This is a genomic window from Burkholderia sp. CCA53 (assembly GCF_001685525.1).
In the GTDB taxonomy this organism is placed as follows: Bacteria; Pseudomonadota; Gammaproteobacteria; order Burkholderiales; family Burkholderiaceae; genus Burkholderia; species Burkholderia multivorans.
The window spans coordinates 1,260,164-1,277,442 of the sequence record NZ_BDDJ01000002.1 but is presented as its reverse complement, the minus strand read 5'-3'; the positions used below and the strand labels follow the sequence as shown (position 1 = coordinate 1,277,442).

The 17,279-nt window shown below is 65.2% G+C and carries 13 protein-coding genes; 2 read left to right on the top strand and 11 right to left on the bottom strand.

All coding sequences use genetic code 11. From position 1 onward, the window contains the following. Positions 1-282 precede the first annotated feature (282 nt). The 3 genes from BCR55_RS22025 to BCR55_RS22015 form a co-directional block, all read right to left on the bottom strand. Positions 283-1,272 (bottom strand): GlxA family transcriptional regulator, encoded by a 990-nt coding sequence (locus tag BCR55_RS22025; protein WP_006406672.1) that lies wholly within the window; start codon positions 1,270-1,272, stop codon positions 283-285. A gap of 90 nt (positions 1,273-1,362) precedes the next feature. Then, entirely contained in the window at positions 1,363-2,490 is a 1,128-nt protein-coding gene (locus BCR55_RS22020) for a hybrid-cluster NAD(P)-dependent oxidoreductase (protein ID WP_006406671.1), read from the bottom strand. Between the two features lie 32 nt (positions 2,491-2,522). Beyond that, positions 2,523-3,782 (bottom strand): SRPBCC family protein, encoded by a 1,260-nt coding sequence (locus BCR55_RS22015; protein WP_006406670.1) that lies wholly within the window; start codon positions 3,780-3,782, stop codon positions 2,523-2,525. Between the two features lie 273 nt (positions 3,783-4,055). On the opposite strand from BCR55_RS22015, the gene BCR55_RS22010 reads away from it, so the two are divergent. Both BCR55_RS22010 and BCR55_RS22005 read left to right on the top strand, forming a co-directional pair. Further along, positions 4,056-4,976: a LysR substrate-binding domain-containing protein gene (locus BCR55_RS22010; protein WP_006406669.1), complete on the top strand. Its 921-nt coding sequence runs from the start codon at positions 4,056-4,058 to the stop codon at positions 4,974-4,976. A 275-nt stretch (positions 4,977-5,251) separates the two neighbouring features. Further along, entirely contained in the window at positions 5,252-6,493 is a 1,242-nt protein-coding gene (locus tag BCR55_RS22005) for a Xaa-Pro peptidase family protein (RefSeq protein WP_006406668.1), read from the top strand. Between the two features lie 142 nt (positions 6,494-6,635). On the opposite strand, the gene BCR55_RS22000 is transcribed toward BCR55_RS22005, so the two are convergent. The 8 genes from BCR55_RS22000 to BCR55_RS21965 all read right to left on the bottom strand — a co-directional run bounded on the left by BCR55_RS22000 (position 6,636) and on the right by BCR55_RS21965 (position 16,535). Further along, complete coding sequence (locus tag BCR55_RS22000; RefSeq protein WP_065495922.1) at positions 6,636-7,637, bottom strand: LysR substrate-binding domain-containing protein; 1,002 nt, start codon at positions 7,635-7,637, stop codon at positions 6,636-6,638. A 370-nt stretch (positions 7,638-8,007) separates the two neighbouring features. Next, positions 8,008-9,501, bottom strand: coding sequence for an aldehyde dehydrogenase (locus tag BCR55_RS21995; RefSeq protein ID WP_065495921.1), 1,494 nt, complete (start codon positions 9,499-9,501; stop codon positions 8,008-8,010). A 16-nt stretch (positions 9,502-9,517) separates the two neighbouring features. Further along, on the bottom strand, positions 9,518-10,849 hold the full coding sequence (locus tag BCR55_RS21990; RefSeq protein ID WP_053298141.1) for an FAD-binding oxidoreductase: 1,332 nt from the start codon (positions 10,847-10,849) through the stop codon (positions 9,518-9,520). 6 nt (positions 10,850-10,855) lie between these two features. Beyond that, positions 10,856-11,743 (bottom strand): dihydrodipicolinate synthase family protein, encoded by an 888-nt coding sequence (locus tag BCR55_RS21985; protein WP_006406662.1) that lies wholly within the window; start codon positions 11,741-11,743, stop codon positions 10,856-10,858. A gap of 158 nt (positions 11,744-11,901) precedes the next feature. Continuing rightward, positions 11,902-13,146 carry a serine hydroxymethyltransferase gene (glyA, locus tag BCR55_RS21980; RefSeq protein ID WP_370685781.1) on the bottom strand — a complete coding sequence of 415 codons (1,245 nt, stop codon included), beginning with the start codon at positions 13,144-13,146 and terminating at the stop codon, positions 11,902-11,904. A gap of 179 nt (positions 13,147-13,325) precedes the next feature. Then, the gene (locus BCR55_RS21975) at positions 13,326-14,207 is read right to left on the bottom strand and encodes a glycine betaine ABC transporter substrate-binding protein (RefSeq protein ID WP_006406659.1); all 882 of its coding nucleotides are present in this window, start codon (positions 14,205-14,207) and stop codon (positions 13,326-13,328) included. A gap of 154 nt (positions 14,208-14,361) precedes the next feature. Then, positions 14,362-15,249, bottom strand: coding sequence for a proline/glycine betaine ABC transporter permease (locus BCR55_RS21970; protein WP_053298139.1), 888 nt, complete (start codon positions 15,247-15,249; stop codon positions 14,362-14,364). Continuing rightward, positions 15,246-16,535, bottom strand: coding sequence for a glycine betaine/L-proline ABC transporter ATP-binding protein (locus tag BCR55_RS21965; RefSeq protein WP_053298138.1), 1,290 nt, complete (start codon positions 16,533-16,535; stop codon positions 15,246-15,248). The genes BCR55_RS21970 and BCR55_RS21965 overlap by 4 nt, the downstream gene beginning before the upstream one ends. Between the last annotated feature and the right edge of the window lie 744 nt (positions 16,536-17,279).

Below are 17,279 nucleotides of genomic sequence, written 5' to 3'. Positions count from 1 at the left end.
GTGAACGCGGACCGGATCCGGAACGCCCGGCCCCGCCGAAACGAGACTCAGAGTGTACGCAATTCGCGCGGCAACTGCCGATGGGCCGCCGATAACCTGCGCCGGCATTTTCGGTCGGTCGAATACGCGAGAGCGCCGCTTCCAACGGGGAGCGGGAATTCGCGAAGAAGCGCCGATCGATCGAAGATCGGCAGGCCGCCATCCTGCCGGCAGCCGGACGATCGCGGCCGGACCTGCCTCGCAGCCTGCGCCGCCTCGACATGTGCGGCCGCCCGACCATCGTCATTGCGCGGAGTACCCCGGCGCGCGGCGTTCGACGGTCGGCGCATGGCCGAATTCCTTCCGATACGCCTTGCTGAACGTACTCGCCGACGAAAACCCGCAACGCGCCGACACATCGCCGACCAAATCGTTGCCGCGGCGCAGCAGAGCCCGTGCGTGCCGAAGGCGAACACTTCGGTAATAGTCGCGCGGCGACACATTCAGATACTCCTTGAACACGCGCTGCAACTGCCGTGCCGACAGCCCGACCAGCCGCGCGATCTCGGGAAAAGAAAGCGGCTCCTCGACATTGGTTTCCATCAGCTTTACCGCTTCGACCAGGTCCTCGCGCGTCGACTCGAGACGCGCGCATACCGGCATCGGCTGCGGTTCTTTCATGCCGCGCAGCCGGCTGACGACCAGATGCTTCGACACGTCGACGACGAGATGCGGACCGAGATCGCTCGACATCAGCGTCAGCATCATGTCCATCGGCGCGACGCCGCCCGTACACGTGATCCGGTCGCGATCGATCACGAACAGCTCGTCCGTAATCTCGACGTCGGGAAACTCGGCACGCAGCGCGTAAAGGTCGGCCCAGTGCGCCGCACACCGGTAGCGGTCGAGCAGGCCGGCCGCCAGCAGCGCGTACGCGCCGCTGCACAGCGCACCCATCACGATCCGTCGCGCGGCAAGCGCGGTCAGCGTGTGCCGCGTGCGCGCATCGACCATCTCGCGGATCCGCGTGCCGCCGCACACGATCATCACGTCGGGCAGCTGAGCGGACAGGTCGAGCGCCTGCGTGGGCCGCGTCGCGATGCCGTTGCTGGCTTCGACAGGGTGGCCGTCGATCGAGAATACCGTCCACCGATAGTGTTCGGTACGGTCCACGTAGTTCGCCACGCGAAGGGCTTCGATCGCGTGCGAAAACGCGATCATCGAATACGACGGCAACGTCAGAAAACCGAAATGGCGCGGGCGCGAAGCGAGGAAAGCCGGGGTATCGGACACGGTGCAAAGCCGGAAGAAGGGCCGGGCGGCCGGTGTCGCGCGGCGCGTGCGGATCCGAATCGAGATCGGCGCGCGCCGGGACGACCGCCGCTATAGATCGAGCACGAGATCCGACGTGGGACGGCTGCAGCACATCAGGCGCAGCCCCTTGTCGATTTCCCGCTGACGGATACCGCCGTTGTGCTGCATGTCGACGGTGCCGTCGAGCACCGCGGTCTTGCAGGTCCCGCAAATGCCCTGGCTGCACGACGACGGCAGCGCGACGCCGGCCTTGCGCGCGGCCGACAACACCGTCTCCGTGCCGGTCATCGGAAAGATCTTGCCCGACTTGGCAAGGCGCACCGTATACGTGCGAACGCCCGCCTCGGCCGAAGATGGCGGCACGCCGGCCGTGTCCGCGGCAGGCTCGACCGTTTCGGCGAAGTTGAAGCTCTCCTGGTGATAGCGGGCGGGATCATGACCGCCCTGCGCGAGCAGCGCCCGCGCGGCGTCCATGTAGCCCGACGGGCCACACGTGAAGACTTCGCGGTCACGATAGTCCGGAACGTGCTGTCGCAGCAGCTCGAGACTGAGTCGACCAGTCGGCCCGCGCCAGTCCGGCTCGGATCCCGGGGCCTCGCAAATAAAGATCACCTTGAGGCGGTCCGCTTCACCGCTCAGCCGCTCGAGCTCGTCGCGAAAAACGATGTCGGCGGGCGTTCTCGCGCTGTGCACGAACACGATGTCGCGATTCAGTCCGAGGTCGATCGCCGCTCTCGTCATCGACATCAGCGGCGTCACGCCGGAGCCGGCGGACAGGTAAAGCACCTTCTCGGCCGGCCCCGAGGCCGGCGTGAAGACGCCGGACGGGCCGAACGCGCGCAACTCGACGCCGGGCCGCATGTTCGCGTGCAGCCAGTTCGACATCACGCCGCCGGGCGTGCGCTTGACCGTGATCGATAACGTGTACGGCCGCGTCGGCGGCGACGACACCGTATAGCAGCGGCTGACCGCCACGCCGTCGACATCCGCCGACACCGTGACGAACTGGCCGGGCTCGAAGCTGAACGGGCGCCCGTCCTTCGCACTGAACACGAAAGTACGGACGTCGTGCGTCTCGTCCCGCACGCGACAGCACACCAGCGTCTTGTGTTCGCTGCTGTCCCACCGGACGTCCGCGCGCTCCCAGGTAGCGGGATCCGAGAAACGATCCGTGGCCGCGGTGGCCGGATCGGACATGCAAAAGCTCTCTCTGACTTTCATGACGATACTCAGATGCCGTGAGCCTTCAGACGCGCGTCGTACCAACGTGCGAACTGTTCGAGCGCGCCTTCCGTGTAGGTCGAATACGGGCCCGGGACATAGGCGGGGTCCTGCGTCCCGCTATGCGTGATCCCGACGAGGTCGGCGTCCTGACGGGTCGTGGCGACCCAGACTTCGGTCAACGTCTTCACGTCGTAGTCGACGCCTTCGACCGCATCCGCATGCACGAGCCACACCGTGCGCACGACCGTCTTGTCCGGCGCGATCGGCAGGATGTACGCGACAACCGCGTGATCGCTCATCACGTGCGTCCACGAGTGATGGGTCCACATATGCACGTCGCCGAGATCGCGGCGCGGCAGATCGCCGAGCAGCTTCGTACACGCGACTTTGGTATCCATCGTCTGCGATTCGCAGGCGCCGGCAATGACGAGCCGCTGCGTGCGGAAATTGGTCTGGACACTCTCGTCGACCGATTCGAACGCCTCGCAGATATAGCCGTCCTCTTCCCACTCCTTCCTGCGCGCGGCATTGCGGGCGAGATAGGCGTCGTAGTCGCGCAGCGATTCCTCGCTCTGGCCATCCGGGCAGAAGCCGAAGTCGTGCGCGAGGAACGATTGCGTGAGCTCCGGGTGCGTACCGCCGCAGTGGTAGCACTCGCGATTGTTTTCCATCACGAGCTTCCAGTTGCCGTTCTCGACGATCGTCATCTCGTGCGCGATCTTCGTGCGCTGCATGTCGTACGGTGCGAATCGCGGCGCCATTACCGTCTCGAGCTTCGAGAAATCCGCGGGCGCTTCTTCGGCGAGGCACACGAACACGTGCGCGCCGACCACCTTCACGTGAACTGGGATCAGGCTGCGGCACTTCGTGTCGAAATCCTTGCCCATGTGCGTCGCGTGCTTCAGGCTGCCGTCCAGGTCGTACGTCCACTGGTGATACGGGCACACCAGCATGCCGACCGTCGCTTTCGTCGCGCTCTTCATCAGGCGCGCGCCACGGTGGCGGCACACGTTGCGATACGCGCGGATGTTCTCGTCGTCGTCGCGCACGATCAGGATAGACGACTTGCCGATATCGACCGCGTAGACGTCGCCCGGCTCCGGCACGTCGGCCGTCACGGCCACGAAGATCCAGAGCTTCTCGAAGAATACTTCGACGTCCGTCTCGAACACATCCTGCCGACCGAGAAGCCCGGCCGGCAGCCCGTGCCCGGGCTTGCGGCTGTCAAGCAGTTCGCGGTGGGTCTTGAGCGGAATGACAGACATCGGATCCTCCAATGGGGTTGATTTTCGCTGGGCGTTTTTCAGACTTTGAGCGAAGTATTGGAGGGGCAATTTGGCCCGTCAACGCGCTATATTTTCTCGTTCGCATTACTTTGTGTTATGCAAGAACACGCGCACCGTCGGCCCCTTGGTTAACCCGGATTTGCCCGGCGGAAACTCACGATTCGATACGCGTCCGCATCGCAACATCGGCGCCTTGACCAGTACAATTCGGAGACGCACGATTCGCCCCGGCCGCACGAGAATCAGACTCACATGACGAAAGCAACAAAAGGTTACCGGCGGATTGTGCCGTCGCTGACCGCATTGGTGGAATTCGAAGCAGTCGCCCGCCTCGGCAGCTTCACGCACGCGGCGGCCGAACTCGGCGTGACCCAGGCAGCGGTCAGCCGGCAAGTGCGTTTCCTCGAGGAAACGCTCGACGTGCGCCTCTTCCATCGTCTGCATCGTTCGATCTCGCTGACGAACGAAGGCGAAATGCTTTATGTCGCCGTCGCTGAATCGATGCAGCGAATCGCCGGCGCATTCGACCGTCTGTCGACGGGCGCCGATCAGCAGGAGCTCGTGCTCGCGGCGACCGCATCGTTCGCACAGTTCCGCCTGCTGCCGAGGCTGCCCAAGCTCAAGCACCTGAATCCGCCCCTGAAGCTGCGGTTGACGACCCAAATGTTTACCGCGGACCTTCGTCATGTGGAAGTCGACGTCGCGGTGCGCTATGGCGACGGAAAATGGGCGGACGGAACCTCGATCCTGCTGTTCGACGAGGAAGTGTTTCCGGTCTGCTCGCCGGCCTTCCTCAAGGAAAACGGAACGCCCGAATCTGTCGAGGCGCTCGGCGCGCTTCCGCTGATCGAATCCGACTCGACGTCCGAAGGCTGGATGGGCTGGGAAGCGTGGTTCCGCTCGGTCGGTCACCGCCCGCCGAAGCTCGACTACGCGCTGCGCTGCACCCTCTACACGGATGCGATACAGGCGGCCCGATACGGACAGGGCGTCGCGCTCGGCTGGAGCCGGCTCGTGCACGACCTGCTGGCAACCGGCGAACTGGTCCGGATACCGGTCGGATCGTGCAAGACGAGCGACGCCTATTTCGTCATCGTGCCTCACGGCCGTTCGTTGACGCCAGCGGTCACGCAATTGATCGACTGGTTGCGCGAGGAACTTCCGGTGCGGTGACGCACCGCGTCAGCGCAATCGCCGTCTCCCGTCCCACTTCGAACAGCATTGAAGGATGCGGCCCGCCTTTCCGCCCAGTCGAATGCGTCGGCGTCACGGTCATCGTCGCGCCCGTCCGTCGCATCACTTAATGTAATGCGATCGTGAAAATATAGCGCGTTGACCGGCCTTTTCGACGTTTCGATACTGGCCTCGAAGGACCCGCTGGCGCCGGGCGTCGCGAGCGCGCGCCGCCAGGCGTCCGGACGGATCCACAACGACGAACGGGAGGAGCAATGTCAGCGGTCAGCACCCTTCATGCGGCGACAACGATGCAAACGAACCGTGCCACCGGCGTTCCGGACGATCTGATGGAGCGCGTGCGCGCGTATCGCATCGAGCGGGTCAGGCGCGAACTCGTTCGACGGAATTGTCCTGCCATCGTTCTGTACGACCCCGTGAACATCCGCTATGCGACCGATACGTCCAACATGCAGGTCTGGACCGGACGCAACCCGACGCGCTACGTGATGGTGTTTGCACACGGGCCCGTCATCGGTTTCGAGTTCCACAACTGCGAGCACGTGTGGAACGACAGCACGCTCGATGTCGAGCTGCACGGCGCCACCTGCTGGAACTACTTCAGCTCGGGACCAGAATCGGCGCGCAAGGCCCGGCAATGGGCGCGCGAAGTCGCCGATCTGCTGCGTCGGCACACGCCGTCGGAGATGCACATCGCCGTCGACAGGCTCGATCCCGACGGCGTTTATGCGCTGCAGGAGCAGGGCGTGCGCGTGGCGGACGGGCAAGCGCTGATGGAACACGCGCGCGCGGTGAAATCGGCGGATGAACTGCACTTGATCAAGATCGCCATCGACGTGTGCGAGCAAGGCATCCGGCGCATGCACAACGCGCTGACGCCGGGCATGAGCGAACAGGATCTCTGGGCCCACCTGCACTACGAGAATATCCGGCTCGGCGGGGAATGGATCGAGACGCGCCTGCTCGCGTCGGGCCCCCGCACCAACCCGTGGATGCAGGAATGCAGCGCACGCACCATGAGGCAGGGCGAGTTGATCGCGTTCGATACCGACCTGGTCGGCCCGTTCGGCTATTGCGCGGATATTTCCCGAACCTGGACGGTCGGCCACGTTCGTCCGACCGACGCCCAGCGCCGACTCTATGCCGCCGCGTACGCGCAGCTGACGACCAACATGGAGCTGCTGCGCCCGGGCATGGCGTTCAGCGAGTTCGCCGCACGCAGCTGGAACATGCCGCAACCGTATCGGAAGAATCGCTACAGCTGCCTCGCACACGGGATCGGCATGGTGGACGAGTATCCGTCCGTCGCGTATTACATGGACTGGGGCAGCACCGGCTACGACGGTACGTTCGAGAGCGGAATGACGTTGTGCATCGAAAGCTATATCGGCGCGGAAGGCGGCGACGAGGGCGTGAAGCTCGAGCAGCAGGTGCTGCTCACAGAGACCGGGTGTGTGCCGCTGTCGACGTTCCCGTTCGAAACGGACTGGCTTTAAGTCGTGCGTCGACCGTTGCGCACACATCCAGCGGCCGTGACCGCCTCGAAGCCGATCAGCGCGATCACGGACGGGATCGGATGATGGCGGCGTTCGAGCGCGGTCGACACAGGTCTTCGCGCAGGGTGCCGCAGGCAGCGTGTCATCGAGCGATCTCGACACCGGTATCAAGCCAGCCGTGCATCATGATACCGACCTCGTCGCGCAGCCACTGACGGAACAACCGATACTCGGGGCGCGACTGCGCATTCCGGTGCGTGATCAGATAGTGATGGCGGTCGCGGAACACCAGCACGTCCTGTACCGGTCGTATCAGGGCGCCGCGCTCGATCTGCCGGTGCACGAGGTGGTGCCAGCCGAGCAGCGTACCTTCGCCGGCCTCCGCCTGCGCGACCAGCAGCCGGTAGTCGTTGCTTTCCAGATACTTGTTCGCGGCCAGCTTTTCGGTGCCGTCGCTCTGCTGGAACCAATTGCGCCACACGCGCCAGTCGACATGCTCGCACACCTGTGCTCGGCCTAGCATCGACAGATTCAGCGTCGGGCTCGACAGCAGGTCCAGCGGCTTCAGCGACCGGCCATGAAAATGCCGCTCATGAAACGACGGGCTGCACACCGGATACACGATGTCGTGAAACAGCGGCTCGGCTTCGAACTCGGGCTCGCGCGGCGGGTTCTTCGTGATGATCACGTCGGGCTCGATGAGCCCGTCGAGCTCCATGAAATGCTCGGTGACGATCACGTGCAGCTGGATATCCGGAAACCGCTCGCGAAACGCGGGCAGCCGCGACGACAGCCACAGCGCGGAGAACGTATGCGACACGCAGACCATCAGCGCGTGCTTGTCGGTCCGACGCACGGCTTCCGCCGCCTCGGCGATGTTCATGATCGACAGATACGACGCGTTGTACAGGATCCGCCCGGCATCGGTCAGCGCGATATGCCGGCCAGTGCGCTCGAACAGCACAACGTCGAGCGAATCCTCGAGCTCCTTGATTTGCCGGCTGATCGCGGCCTGCGTCACGCACAGAACCTCGGCAGCCTGAGTGAAGCTCTCGTAGCGCGCCGCCGTCACGAAGCACCGCAGCGCGCGAAGCGACGGCATCTGCGCGAGAAGTCGGTCAGCAAACAATTGCTTCTTCAACATGGCTTTCACTCTCAAAACGGAGGCCGGACACTGCGCCGACCAACCCGTCGACGGCGGTGCCGCCGGCTGCCCTCAGGCAATCTCGTCGCACACCTTTCAATTCTCTGAATATTGCGGCCTGCGAGTCAGTCGGCCGGCAAGAGCGGCTCAGCGCCGCGTCGTCGTCACGACGACGCCATTTTCGATCGGTAGTGCACCGCATCGCTATTATCAGAAGCGATGATGGCGACTGCAAGGCGCACGCCATGCTCGCGCGACGAGGCGCGCGGCGACATCGCGGCCGACCGGCGGCCCGAGCAAGCCGCCGCACCCCGTCCGCCAACCGGCATCGCGACCCGCGCGGGCCGCGATGCCGCGTGCGTGGTACCACTCAGTCGAGCTTCAGCCAGGTCGTCTTCAGCTCGCAGTATTGATCGTGCGCGTACACGGATTTGTCGCGGCCGCCGAACCCGGACTGCTTGAAGCCGCCGAATGGCGTGGACAGATCGCCCTCGCCGAAGCAGTTCACCGTGACCGTCCCCGCGCGAATCCGCGAGGCAATCTTGTGCGCACTGTTCACGTTGTCGGTCCACAGCGACGCAGCCAGCCCGTAGCACGTATCGTTCGCAATTCGGACCGCGTCGTCGACGTCGTCGTACTCGATGAAGCACACGACGGGCCCGAACACCTCGTCGCGCGCAATGCTCATCTCGGGCGTGACGTGGTCGAAGATCGTCGGTTCGACGAACCAGCCGCCAGTCTCCGCGAGAATCGCACGGCCGCCGCACACGACGTGCGCGCCTTCCGCCTTCGCCTTCTCGATATGGCCGAGCACCTTCTCGTAATGCTTCCGCTCGATCAGCGCGCCGAGCTTCACGTCCGGGTCGAGCGGGTCACCGGTCTTCCAGCCGGCGAGTACCGCCTGAACCTTCTCCAGCAGTTCCGCCTTGCGGCTCGCAGGCACGAGGATCCGCGAGCCGGCGCTGCAGTTCTCGCCCATGTTCCAGAACGCGGCCGCGACCGCCTGTTCGGCCACGACATCGAGGTTCGCGACGTCGGGCAGGATCACTTGCGGATTCTTGCCGCCGCATTCGAGCACGACGCGCTTCAGGTTCGTATCGGCCGCGTAGTGCAGGAAACGCTTGCCGGTTGCGGTCGAGCCGGTGAACGCGACGAGATCGACGTCAGGATGGCGACCGATTGCCTCGCCGGCCTCGCCGCCGAACCCGGTGACGACGCTGAACACGCCCGGCGGCACGCCGGCTTCCCGCGCGAGATCCGCGATGCGCAGCGTCGACAGCGACGTCTGCTCGGCCGGCTTCACGACCACGCTATTGCCCACCGACAGCGCGGGGCCGATTTTCCAGGCAAGCATCAGCGCCGGAAAATTCCATGGCAGCACGGCGCCGACGACGCCGATCGGCTCGCGCGTGATCATGCCGACAACGCCGGCGCCGGACGGCGACAACGCGTCGTAGCGCTTGTCCGTCACCTCCGCATGCCAGCGGATGCACGCGGCCGACTCGGGAATGTCGAGCCCCAGGCATTCGCTGATCGGCTTGCCGGCTTCCAGCGCCTCGAGCAGCGCGAGTTCCTCCGCGTGCTCGTCGATCAGCTGCGCGATGCGCAGCAGCACCGCCTTGCGATGCGCGGGCGCGGCCTTCGACCAGATGCCCGACTCGAACGCTTCGCGCGCAGCCGCGACCGCGCGATCGACGTCGCGTTCGCCGCAGCGCGCCACTTCGGCGAGCACCTTGCCCGACGCCGGGTTGAGCGTCGCGAACGTCTCGCCCGACGCCGCCGCGCTGCGCTCGCCCGCGATGAACGCACGGCCGTCGAGCGACAACGTACTCGCCTTCTGCTTCCAATCCTGATGGGTCGTCATGTCGTTTCCTCAATCGTCAAAGCTCGGCACCCGCCGAGAATTCCTTCGCCCAGATCGTCGCCGACACGGCCAGGTCGACCAGCGGCCGAACCGGCAGCGGACGCGGATGCGGCTGCTTCAGCAACTGCTGCACGAGGCTGTCCGATTCGCCGAGCGCGTATTCGGCGATCAGCTTGCCGGACGACGACCCGCGGCTCAGCCCGAGGCCGTTGCAGCCGATCGCCTCGTAGAGTCCGTCGTCGCGCTTGCCGAACAGCGCGCCGTTGTTCGCGGACAGGCACAGCGGCCCACCCCACGTATATTCGAGCTCGACGTCGCCGAGCATCGGAAAGCGGCGCTCGAACGAGCGCCGATGCAGATGCCGCGCCTTCGCGAGGTCGGCAGGCGACACCTTCACGTCCGGCCGGAACGCAAAATGGTTGCGCACGCAAATGCGATCGGTGATCAGGCGCCGCACCGTCGTGCCCATCGGATCGGCCGGAATCACCGCCCACGACCGCATGCCGCCGAGCTCCGCGACTTCGTCGGCATTCATCCGGCGCGTGAGCGACGCGAACGTATAGACCGGCAGCAATCCGTTCGAATGCCTGCCGAAGGTCGCCGCATACGCGTTCGTGCACAGAATCACCTGCTTCGCGACGAGCATGCCGCCGGCGAAATGCAGCACGCGCGCGTCGCCGCGCGACTCGATCCGCGTGACCGGACTGAGCTCGAACACCGCCACGTTGTCCGGCTGCGTTGCGGCGAGACCGCGCATCAGTGCAGCCGGTTGCACGGTACTGCAGCCCGGCGTGAACAGCGCACCCGTGTAGAAGTCGGTGCCGGTCACGGCCTGGATGGCCCGCTCGTCGAGCCATTCGAACGCTTCGCCGATGCGCGACAGGCCGTCTGCGAAATGCGCGAGTGCAGCGGTGCCCTTCCTGTTGACCGATGCGTGGAATTTGCCCTCGTCGCGCCAGTCGCAGTCGATGCCGAAGCGCCGCACGATGTCGCGCACATAGTCGATGCCGTGCCGCTGGAACCGCACGTCGGCGCGGTCCTCATCGATGCTGCGCGAGTAGCTTTCGCTGCTGATGTCGTGCGGCAGATCGACGAAGAATCCGGAATTGCGCCCGGCCGTCGTGCGGCCGATCCGGTCGGCCTCCACGAGCGCGATCGACGCGCCGGGTGCGAGCTCGGCGAGCCGGCGCGCCGCGCACAGCCCCGTGATGCCGCCGCCGACGACGACCCAGTCGAACCGGGCGTTGGACGTGACGGTGCGCGCGTCCTGCGCGGGCGGCAGGCTCTCCCACCAGCCATTCATTCCGTCCGGCGCAGGAAACCGCGCAAATTCCAGAGTCGAACTCATGATGGATTACCGGCCGTCGCGCAGCAGCGGCTTCACGAGCTTCGCGAACGCGTCGCGCTCGTCGCCGGACAGCGCGCCGAGCGGTGCGCGCGCGACGCCGACCGGCAAGCCGGCCAGCTCGCAGCCGTAACGCACGTACTGAATGAACTTGCCGCTGCGCTCGAGCAGTTCGAGCACCGGCAGCAGTTGCGCCATCAGCTTGCGACCGGTCGCGAAATCGCCGCGTGTTACACAGGCGTCGAACAGAGCGGTGTGCGCTTCCGGCAGGAAGTTGGACGCGCCGCCCACCCAGCTGCGCGCGCCCCATGCAAAGAACTCGAGCGCCTGATCGTCCATCCCGCAGCTCAGCACGAGCCGGCCGCTGAAATGCGTGGACAGGTGATGCAGATGCGCGATGTCGCCAGTGCTTTCCTTCATCGCGACGAAATTCTTGCGCTCGAGCAGCTTCTCCAGAATGCCGTCGCCGATTTCGGTGCCGGTGCGGGCGGGGAAGTTGTACAGCATGATCGGCATGTCGAGCGCGTCGTCGATCGCGAGCAGGTGCGCAAGCAGTTCCTGCTGCGTCGGCTGTGCGTAGTACGGCGCCGCAACCAGCAGCGCGTCCAGTCCCGCGCGTTTCGCTTCGCGACCCAGGCGCAGCACTTCCTTCGTCGTCGTCGCGTTGATGCCGGCGGTCAGGAACGTCTTGCCGCCCGCGGCGGCCGCAACCGTGTCGAACGTGCGCACGCGTTCGTCGAAATTCAGCGCGTAGTACTCGCCGGTCGTGCCGCCGATACCCAGGCCGGATACGCGGCCGGCGAGATCGGCCGCATGCCGCCCCAGCAGTTCGTGATTGATTTCACCGTCCGCGTCGAACGGGGTGACCAGTGGGGTGTGTACGCCTTCGAAGCTCATTTCGATTCCTTATTCAGATGGGTGCGCCGGGTTCCTGCCGTCGGAACGGAAGCCGGCCGTGCAATAAAACGTCGTGGCGCGCCGCGGCCACCCGCAGCAACGCCGACCGATTCGTCATGCGGTTCGGATCGTTTGGCGACCCGATGCGGTTTCTGCGATCACGCAAATACCTCCGCATGCGCGTAGATCGGAAACTGGTTGCACAAATCGCGCACGTGGGTACGGACTGCGCGTTCCACGGCTTCGTCGCCGTCCGGATTGCGCTCGAGCGCCGCCAGGACTGCGAGGATCATGTCGCCGATCTGCTCGAACTGCGCGGGACCAAAGCCGCGCGTCGTGCCGGCCGGCGTACCGAGCCGTATCCCGGACGTGACGGTCGGATTTGCCGTATCGAACGGAATGCCGTTCTTGTTGCAGGTGATGCCTGCGCGCTCCAATGCCTTTTCCGCCTGCATGCCGGTGATGCGCCGCGCGCGCAGGTCGACCAGCAGCAGGTGGTTGTCGGTGCCGCCGGTGACGAGCGTCAGGCCGCCGGCCACCAGCACTTGCGCGAGCGTCTGCGCGTTGCGCAGCACCTGGTCGATATAGCGCGTGAACTCGGGGCGCAGCGCTTCCGCGAAGGCCACCGCCTTGCCCGCGACGACATGCATCAGCGGGCCGCCCTGCAGCCCCGGAAAAACAGCCGAGTTGATCTGCTTCGCGATGTCGGCGTGGTTCGTCAGGATGAAGCCGCCGCGCGGACCGCGTAGCGTCTTGTGGGTGGTCGACGTCACGACGTCGGCGAACGGCACCGGGTTCTGATGGCGGCCGGCCGCGACGATGCCGGCGATATGCGCCATGTCGACCATCAGCTTCGCGTCGACGCTGTCGGCGATCTCGCGGAACGCGGCAAAGTCGAGCGCGCGCGGATAGGCGGAATAGCCGGCGATGATCAGCTTCGGGCGATGGCGCTGCGCGAGTCGCCGCACGTCGTCGTAATCGATGCGCAGCGTGTCCGGGCTCACGCCGTACTGCACCGCGTTGAACCACTTTCCCGACAGCGCGGGACGCGCGCCGTGCGTCAGGTGGCCGCCCGCGTCGAGCGACATCCCCATCACCGTGTCGCCCGGCTTGACGAGCGCGAGCATGACCGCCCCGTTGGCCTGCGCGCCCGAATGCGGCTGCACGTTTGCGTGATTCGCATCAAACAGCGCGCACGCGCGATCGATCGCGAGCGCCTCGATCCGGTCGACATGGTCGCAGCCGCCGTAGTACCGGCGCGACGGATAGCCTTCCGCGTACTTGTTCGTCAACACGGTGCCCTGCGCTTCCAGCACCGCCGCGGACGCGATGTTCTCGGACGCGATCAGTTCGATCTGCGTCTGCTGGCGACGCATCTCCAATGCGATTTCCGATGCGATCACCGGATCGCGGCTCTGGAGCGTTTCGGCAAAAAATAGAGCGTTCTCGTTCACTTGATGACTCCGCGACGCGATTCGTTACGTTGTGCGTGGATGGGTCGTACGGCCGCCGGCATCGGCCGGCATATGCGCCGGTTCGCGGACGATCGCGACCTCGTCGCCCGCGCCACCGGCACGTGGCTTTACTGCTGCAGCCAGGCCTTCAGCTTGTCCGGATGAGCGTCGACGAACTTCTTCGCGGCGCTCGCGTAGTCGTTCGTGCTGTTGCCTTCGAACTCGATCGCCTCGACATCGGCCAGCGTCAGCTTCAGATGCTTGAAGAACACGGCAGCGCGCGGGAACTTGCCCGCGAACTTCTTCGATGCGAACGCGTGGATCTGCTCTTCACCGCCCAGCGTGCCCTTCGGGTCCTTCAGGTAACGCATCGGCCACTTCTGGAACAGCCAGTGCGGGCTCCAGACCGTCGCGACGATCCACTGCTTCGACTGGTACGCACGCGAGACGCTGGCCAGCATGCCGGCCTCGCTCGACGCCTGGAGGTTGTAGCCGTCCAGGTTGTACGCCTTGATGGTCTTTTCCGACGCCTGCATCAGGCCGCCGCCCGGCTCGATGCCCTGGATCGTGCCGTTCAGCTTGCTCTTGACTTCCGGCTTGTTCAGGTCCGCAATCGACGACAGCTCCGATTCGGGCACGTACGCGGGCACCGCCCAGCCGTTCTTGCCGCCGCTGTAGACGACGCCGACATCGTCCAGGTCGTTCTTGTACTTCGCGTAGTACGCACCGTGCGTGACCGGCAGCCAGCCGCCGACCATGATGTCGAGGTCCCCGCGCGCGATGCCCTGGTACTGGATGCCGATGTCGGCCTGCACGAACTGAACGGGCTGCTTGAGCTGCGTCTCCAGCACATACTTCGCGACGTTGGCCACCGCCAGCACATCGGCCCAGTTGGTGACCGCGATCCTGACCGGCTCGGCGGCCGACGCCGTCCCTGCAGCTGCGCTGCAGGCAACCACTGTCGATACTGCAAGGTTCGCCAGAAGCGACCTGAACGTCTTGGCATTCATCTAGTACTCCTTTTTTAATCGATCGAGTCTTTCACGAGTGAGGAACGCCTTCGATCGGCGTTTCTGGTCTCCACGCACTGCTACACCGGTTGCGCCGCGGCACCGTGGCCGCGGCGCTTCGTCGTCCTTCGATTGCTGCCGACAGCCGTATCCGTCAGGTCCGTGCCGCACCCCGCGGGCCCGCCTTGCCGGCACGCGCGATCGGCTTCGTCAGCTTCTTCTTCGCGTTCACGCCGAAGCTCTCGGTCAGGCGGTCCAGCACGATCGCGAGCAGCACGACGCCGAGCCCGCCCTCGAAGCCGATCCCGATGTCGAGACGCTGGATCCCGCTCAGCACGTATTCGCCAAGGCCGCCCGCGCCGATCATCGACGCGACCACCACCATCGACAGCGCCATCATGATCGTCTGGTTCACGCCGGCCATGATCGACGGCAACGCGTTCGGCAGCTGGATCTTCCACAGCAGCTGCCAGTCGGTGCTGCCGAACGAGCGGCCGGCTTCGATCAGCTCCTCACGGACCTGCCGGATGCCGAGCGTCGTCAGCCGCACGACAGGCGGCATCGCGAACACGATCGTCGCGATCACCGCAGGCACGCGCCCGAGCCCGAACAGGATCACGGCGGGAATCAGGTAGACGAACGCGGGCATCGTCTGCATGAAGTCGAGCAGCGAACGCAGGATCATGCCGATCCGGTTGTTGCGCGCGCCCCAGATGCCGAGCGGCACGCCGATCACGAGGCTGAAGAACGTCGCCGCGGTGACGAGCGCGAGCGTGGAGACCGTCTGCGCCCACAATCCCATGTAGTGAATGACGAACAGCGCGAGGCCGACGAAGACCGAAAACACGACGCCGCGGCGCCACAGCGCGACGCCCACCAGGATCACGACCATCGCGATGAACGGTACGGCGGCGAGACCGTCCTCGAGCAGCTTCACGACCGCGCCGAGACCCGCCGAAAACGTGTCGAAGCCGCCGCGAAAATGCAGAAACAAAAAGTTGACGAAATTCTCCGCGAACTTCCCGATCACCGACGCGTTCATGCTGCCCTCCGTTGCATCATCTGCTTGAGTATCGTCCGGCAGGACACAACGCCCGCCAGTTGTCCCGCCGCATCCGTCACCGGCACGTCGTGCTGCTGCGTCAGCGCGATCGACGCGAGCCGATGCAGATCCGTATCGATCGACACCGCGTTGAAGTCGTCCAGGAACGCGTCGCGAATCGGCCGCGTGCCGGAACGGTGCAGCGTGGCGGGCGTGACACAGCCGAGGTAACGACCGGCCTCGTCGCATACGTAGCCGCACTCCGCGCCGCTGTCGATCAGCTGGTTCAGGTAGCGGTCGGACGGCGTGCCCGCATCGCACCGGAGCAGCCCGCGCTCGACCCGCGTCATCATGCTCGACGCCTTCAGGAAGCGCGATACGTCGACGTTGCGGAAGAAGTCCTGCACGTACTTGTCGGCGGGCGTCTGGATCAGCTCGGCCGGCGTGCCGACCTGGATCAGGCAGCCGTCCTTCATGATGCCGATGCGCCCACCGATCTTGACGGCTTCCTCGATATCGTGGGAGATGAACACGATCGTGCGCTGCTCTTCCTTCTGCAGGCGCAGCAGTTCGTTCTGCATTTCGAAGCGGATCAGCGGATCGAGCGCGGAGAACGCCTCGTCCATCAGCAGCACCGACGGATTCACCGCGAGCGCGCGGGCGAGGCCCACGCGCTGCTGCATGCCCCCGGACAACTCGCTCGGCAGCAGCTTCTCGTACGAGCCGAGTCCGACGCGCTCCAGCGCCGCACGCGCGACCTCGTAGCGCTGCGCCTTCCTGATTCCCGCGACTTCGAGCCCGTACGCGATGTTGTCGAGCACCGAGCGATTCGGCAGCAAAGCGAATGACTGGAACACCATCGCCATCTTCCGGCGCCGCACTTCGCGCAGTTCCGGCGTCGACATCGGCGCGATGTCGCGGCCTTCGAGCACGACCTGGCCCGACGTCGGCTCGATCAGGCGGTTCAGCAGCCGGACGAGCGTCGATTTCCCGGAGCCGGACAGCCCCATGATCACGAAGATTTCGCCGGCGCGCACGCTCAGGCTCACGTCGTTCACCGCCACCATGTTGCCGGTTTCCGCGAAGATCTCGTTGCGGCCGACGCCGCGCTTCATCATCTCGATCGCACGCTCGGGCTTCGGACCGAAAATCTTCGACAGATGCTTGACGGTCAGGATGTCGGATCCGGTCGCGATACTCGACCGGACGATCGACGGCGCACCGTCGGTGTGGACTGCGCCGGGGGCAAGTACGTCGCCCGGCGCAAACGTCAGATTTGGAGCCATTCTGTCATCCCGACTAACTGGAAAGAGAAGCCGTGAACTTCGTCCGAATCGTCATCGATCGCCCGCCCGGCGCGTGGGCTCGATTCCGCTCCTGCGTGGTTGACGGCGCTGATACAGTGAATGCAGCGTATCAATCCAATTTCGTCGCTCCAGATACATTTTCTGTGCGCTTTTCCATACCTTTGGTAATGCATTCCGATACGGGCGAACACGCAGGACTGCACCGAAACCGCGCAAATCGCGTGAAACGCAATGCCGGCGCGGTCGTGCGGGGTTTCGCGGAGATCACGGCCCGGCGGCGCGTGCAACGCGCGAAAGCGTCCGCTAGGGGAAAATCCTGACGAAGACGCTAAACGGAAACGGCCGGAAAATCAGGCCAATGTTGGTAGGAATGGTTTTCGAGCCTGTTCGCGACCGGACCGGGGCGAACGAGCGCAGGAGTCCGCCGATACAGGGCAGGTTGCTCGCCCGGTCGAGCAATAGCCCGGCGCTGTCGGCCGCAACCCGGTAGTCCGTGCACCGCGCAACGCGATGCACGCCAGACAGCGGGAACTGTGGTTCGCGGTCCGCGATACCGTTCAATACCGCGACGCGCCATATTGACGCACATGCGGCAGACCGCCACGCCGGGCGGCCCCGCGCCGCGATCGCCGTTCTTGATACGAATCAACGATTTACGCCGGAATCGGGCGCAACGGGCTGGATATCTGCGACGAGTTGGCACATTTCGCGACGCAACATCGC

What these genes read in the sequence shown, in the direction of transcription:
- BCR55_RS22020 (WP_006406671.1), bottom strand. Translation starts at nt 2,490, where the DNA reads ATGTCCGATCCGGCCACCGCGGCCACGGATCGTTTCTCGGATCCCGCT.
- BCR55_RS22015 (WP_006406670.1), bottom strand. Translation starts at nt 3,782, where the DNA reads ATGTCTGTCATTCCGCTCAAGACCCACCGCGAACTGCTTGACAGCCGC.
- BCR55_RS22010 (WP_006406669.1), top strand. Translation starts at nt 4,056, where the DNA reads ATGACGAAAGCAACAAAAGGTTACCGGCGGATTGTGCCGTCGCTGACC.
- BCR55_RS22005 (WP_006406668.1), top strand. Translation starts at nt 5,252, where the DNA reads ATGTCAGCGGTCAGCACCCTTCATGCGGCGACAACGATGCAAACGAAC.
- BCR55_RS22000 (WP_065495922.1), bottom strand. Translation starts at nt 7,637, where the DNA reads ATGTTGAAGAAGCAATTGTTTGCTGACCGACTTCTCGCGCAGATGCCG.
- BCR55_RS21995 (WP_065495921.1), bottom strand. Translation starts at nt 9,501, where the DNA reads ATGACGACCCATCAGGATTGGAAGCAGAAGGCGAGTACGTTGTCGCTC.
- BCR55_RS21990 (WP_053298141.1), bottom strand. Translation starts at nt 10,849, where the DNA reads ATGAGTTCGACTCTGGAATTTGCGCGGTTTCCTGCGCCGGACGGAATG.
- BCR55_RS21985 (WP_006406662.1), bottom strand. Translation starts at nt 11,743, where the DNA reads ATGAGCTTCGAAGGCGTACACACCCCACTGGTCACCCCGTTCGACGCG.
- BCR55_RS21975 (WP_006406659.1), bottom strand. Translation starts at nt 14,207, where the DNA reads ATGAATGCCAAGACGTTCAGGTCGCTTCTGGCGAACCTTGCAGTATCG.
- BCR55_RS21970 (WP_053298139.1), bottom strand. Translation starts at nt 15,249, where the DNA reads ATGAACGCGTCGGTGATCGGGAAGTTCGCGGAGAATTTCGTCAACTTT.
- BCR55_RS21965 (WP_053298138.1), bottom strand. Translation starts at nt 16,535, where the DNA reads ATGGCTCCAAATCTGACGTTTGCGCCGGGCGACGTACTTGCCCCCGGC.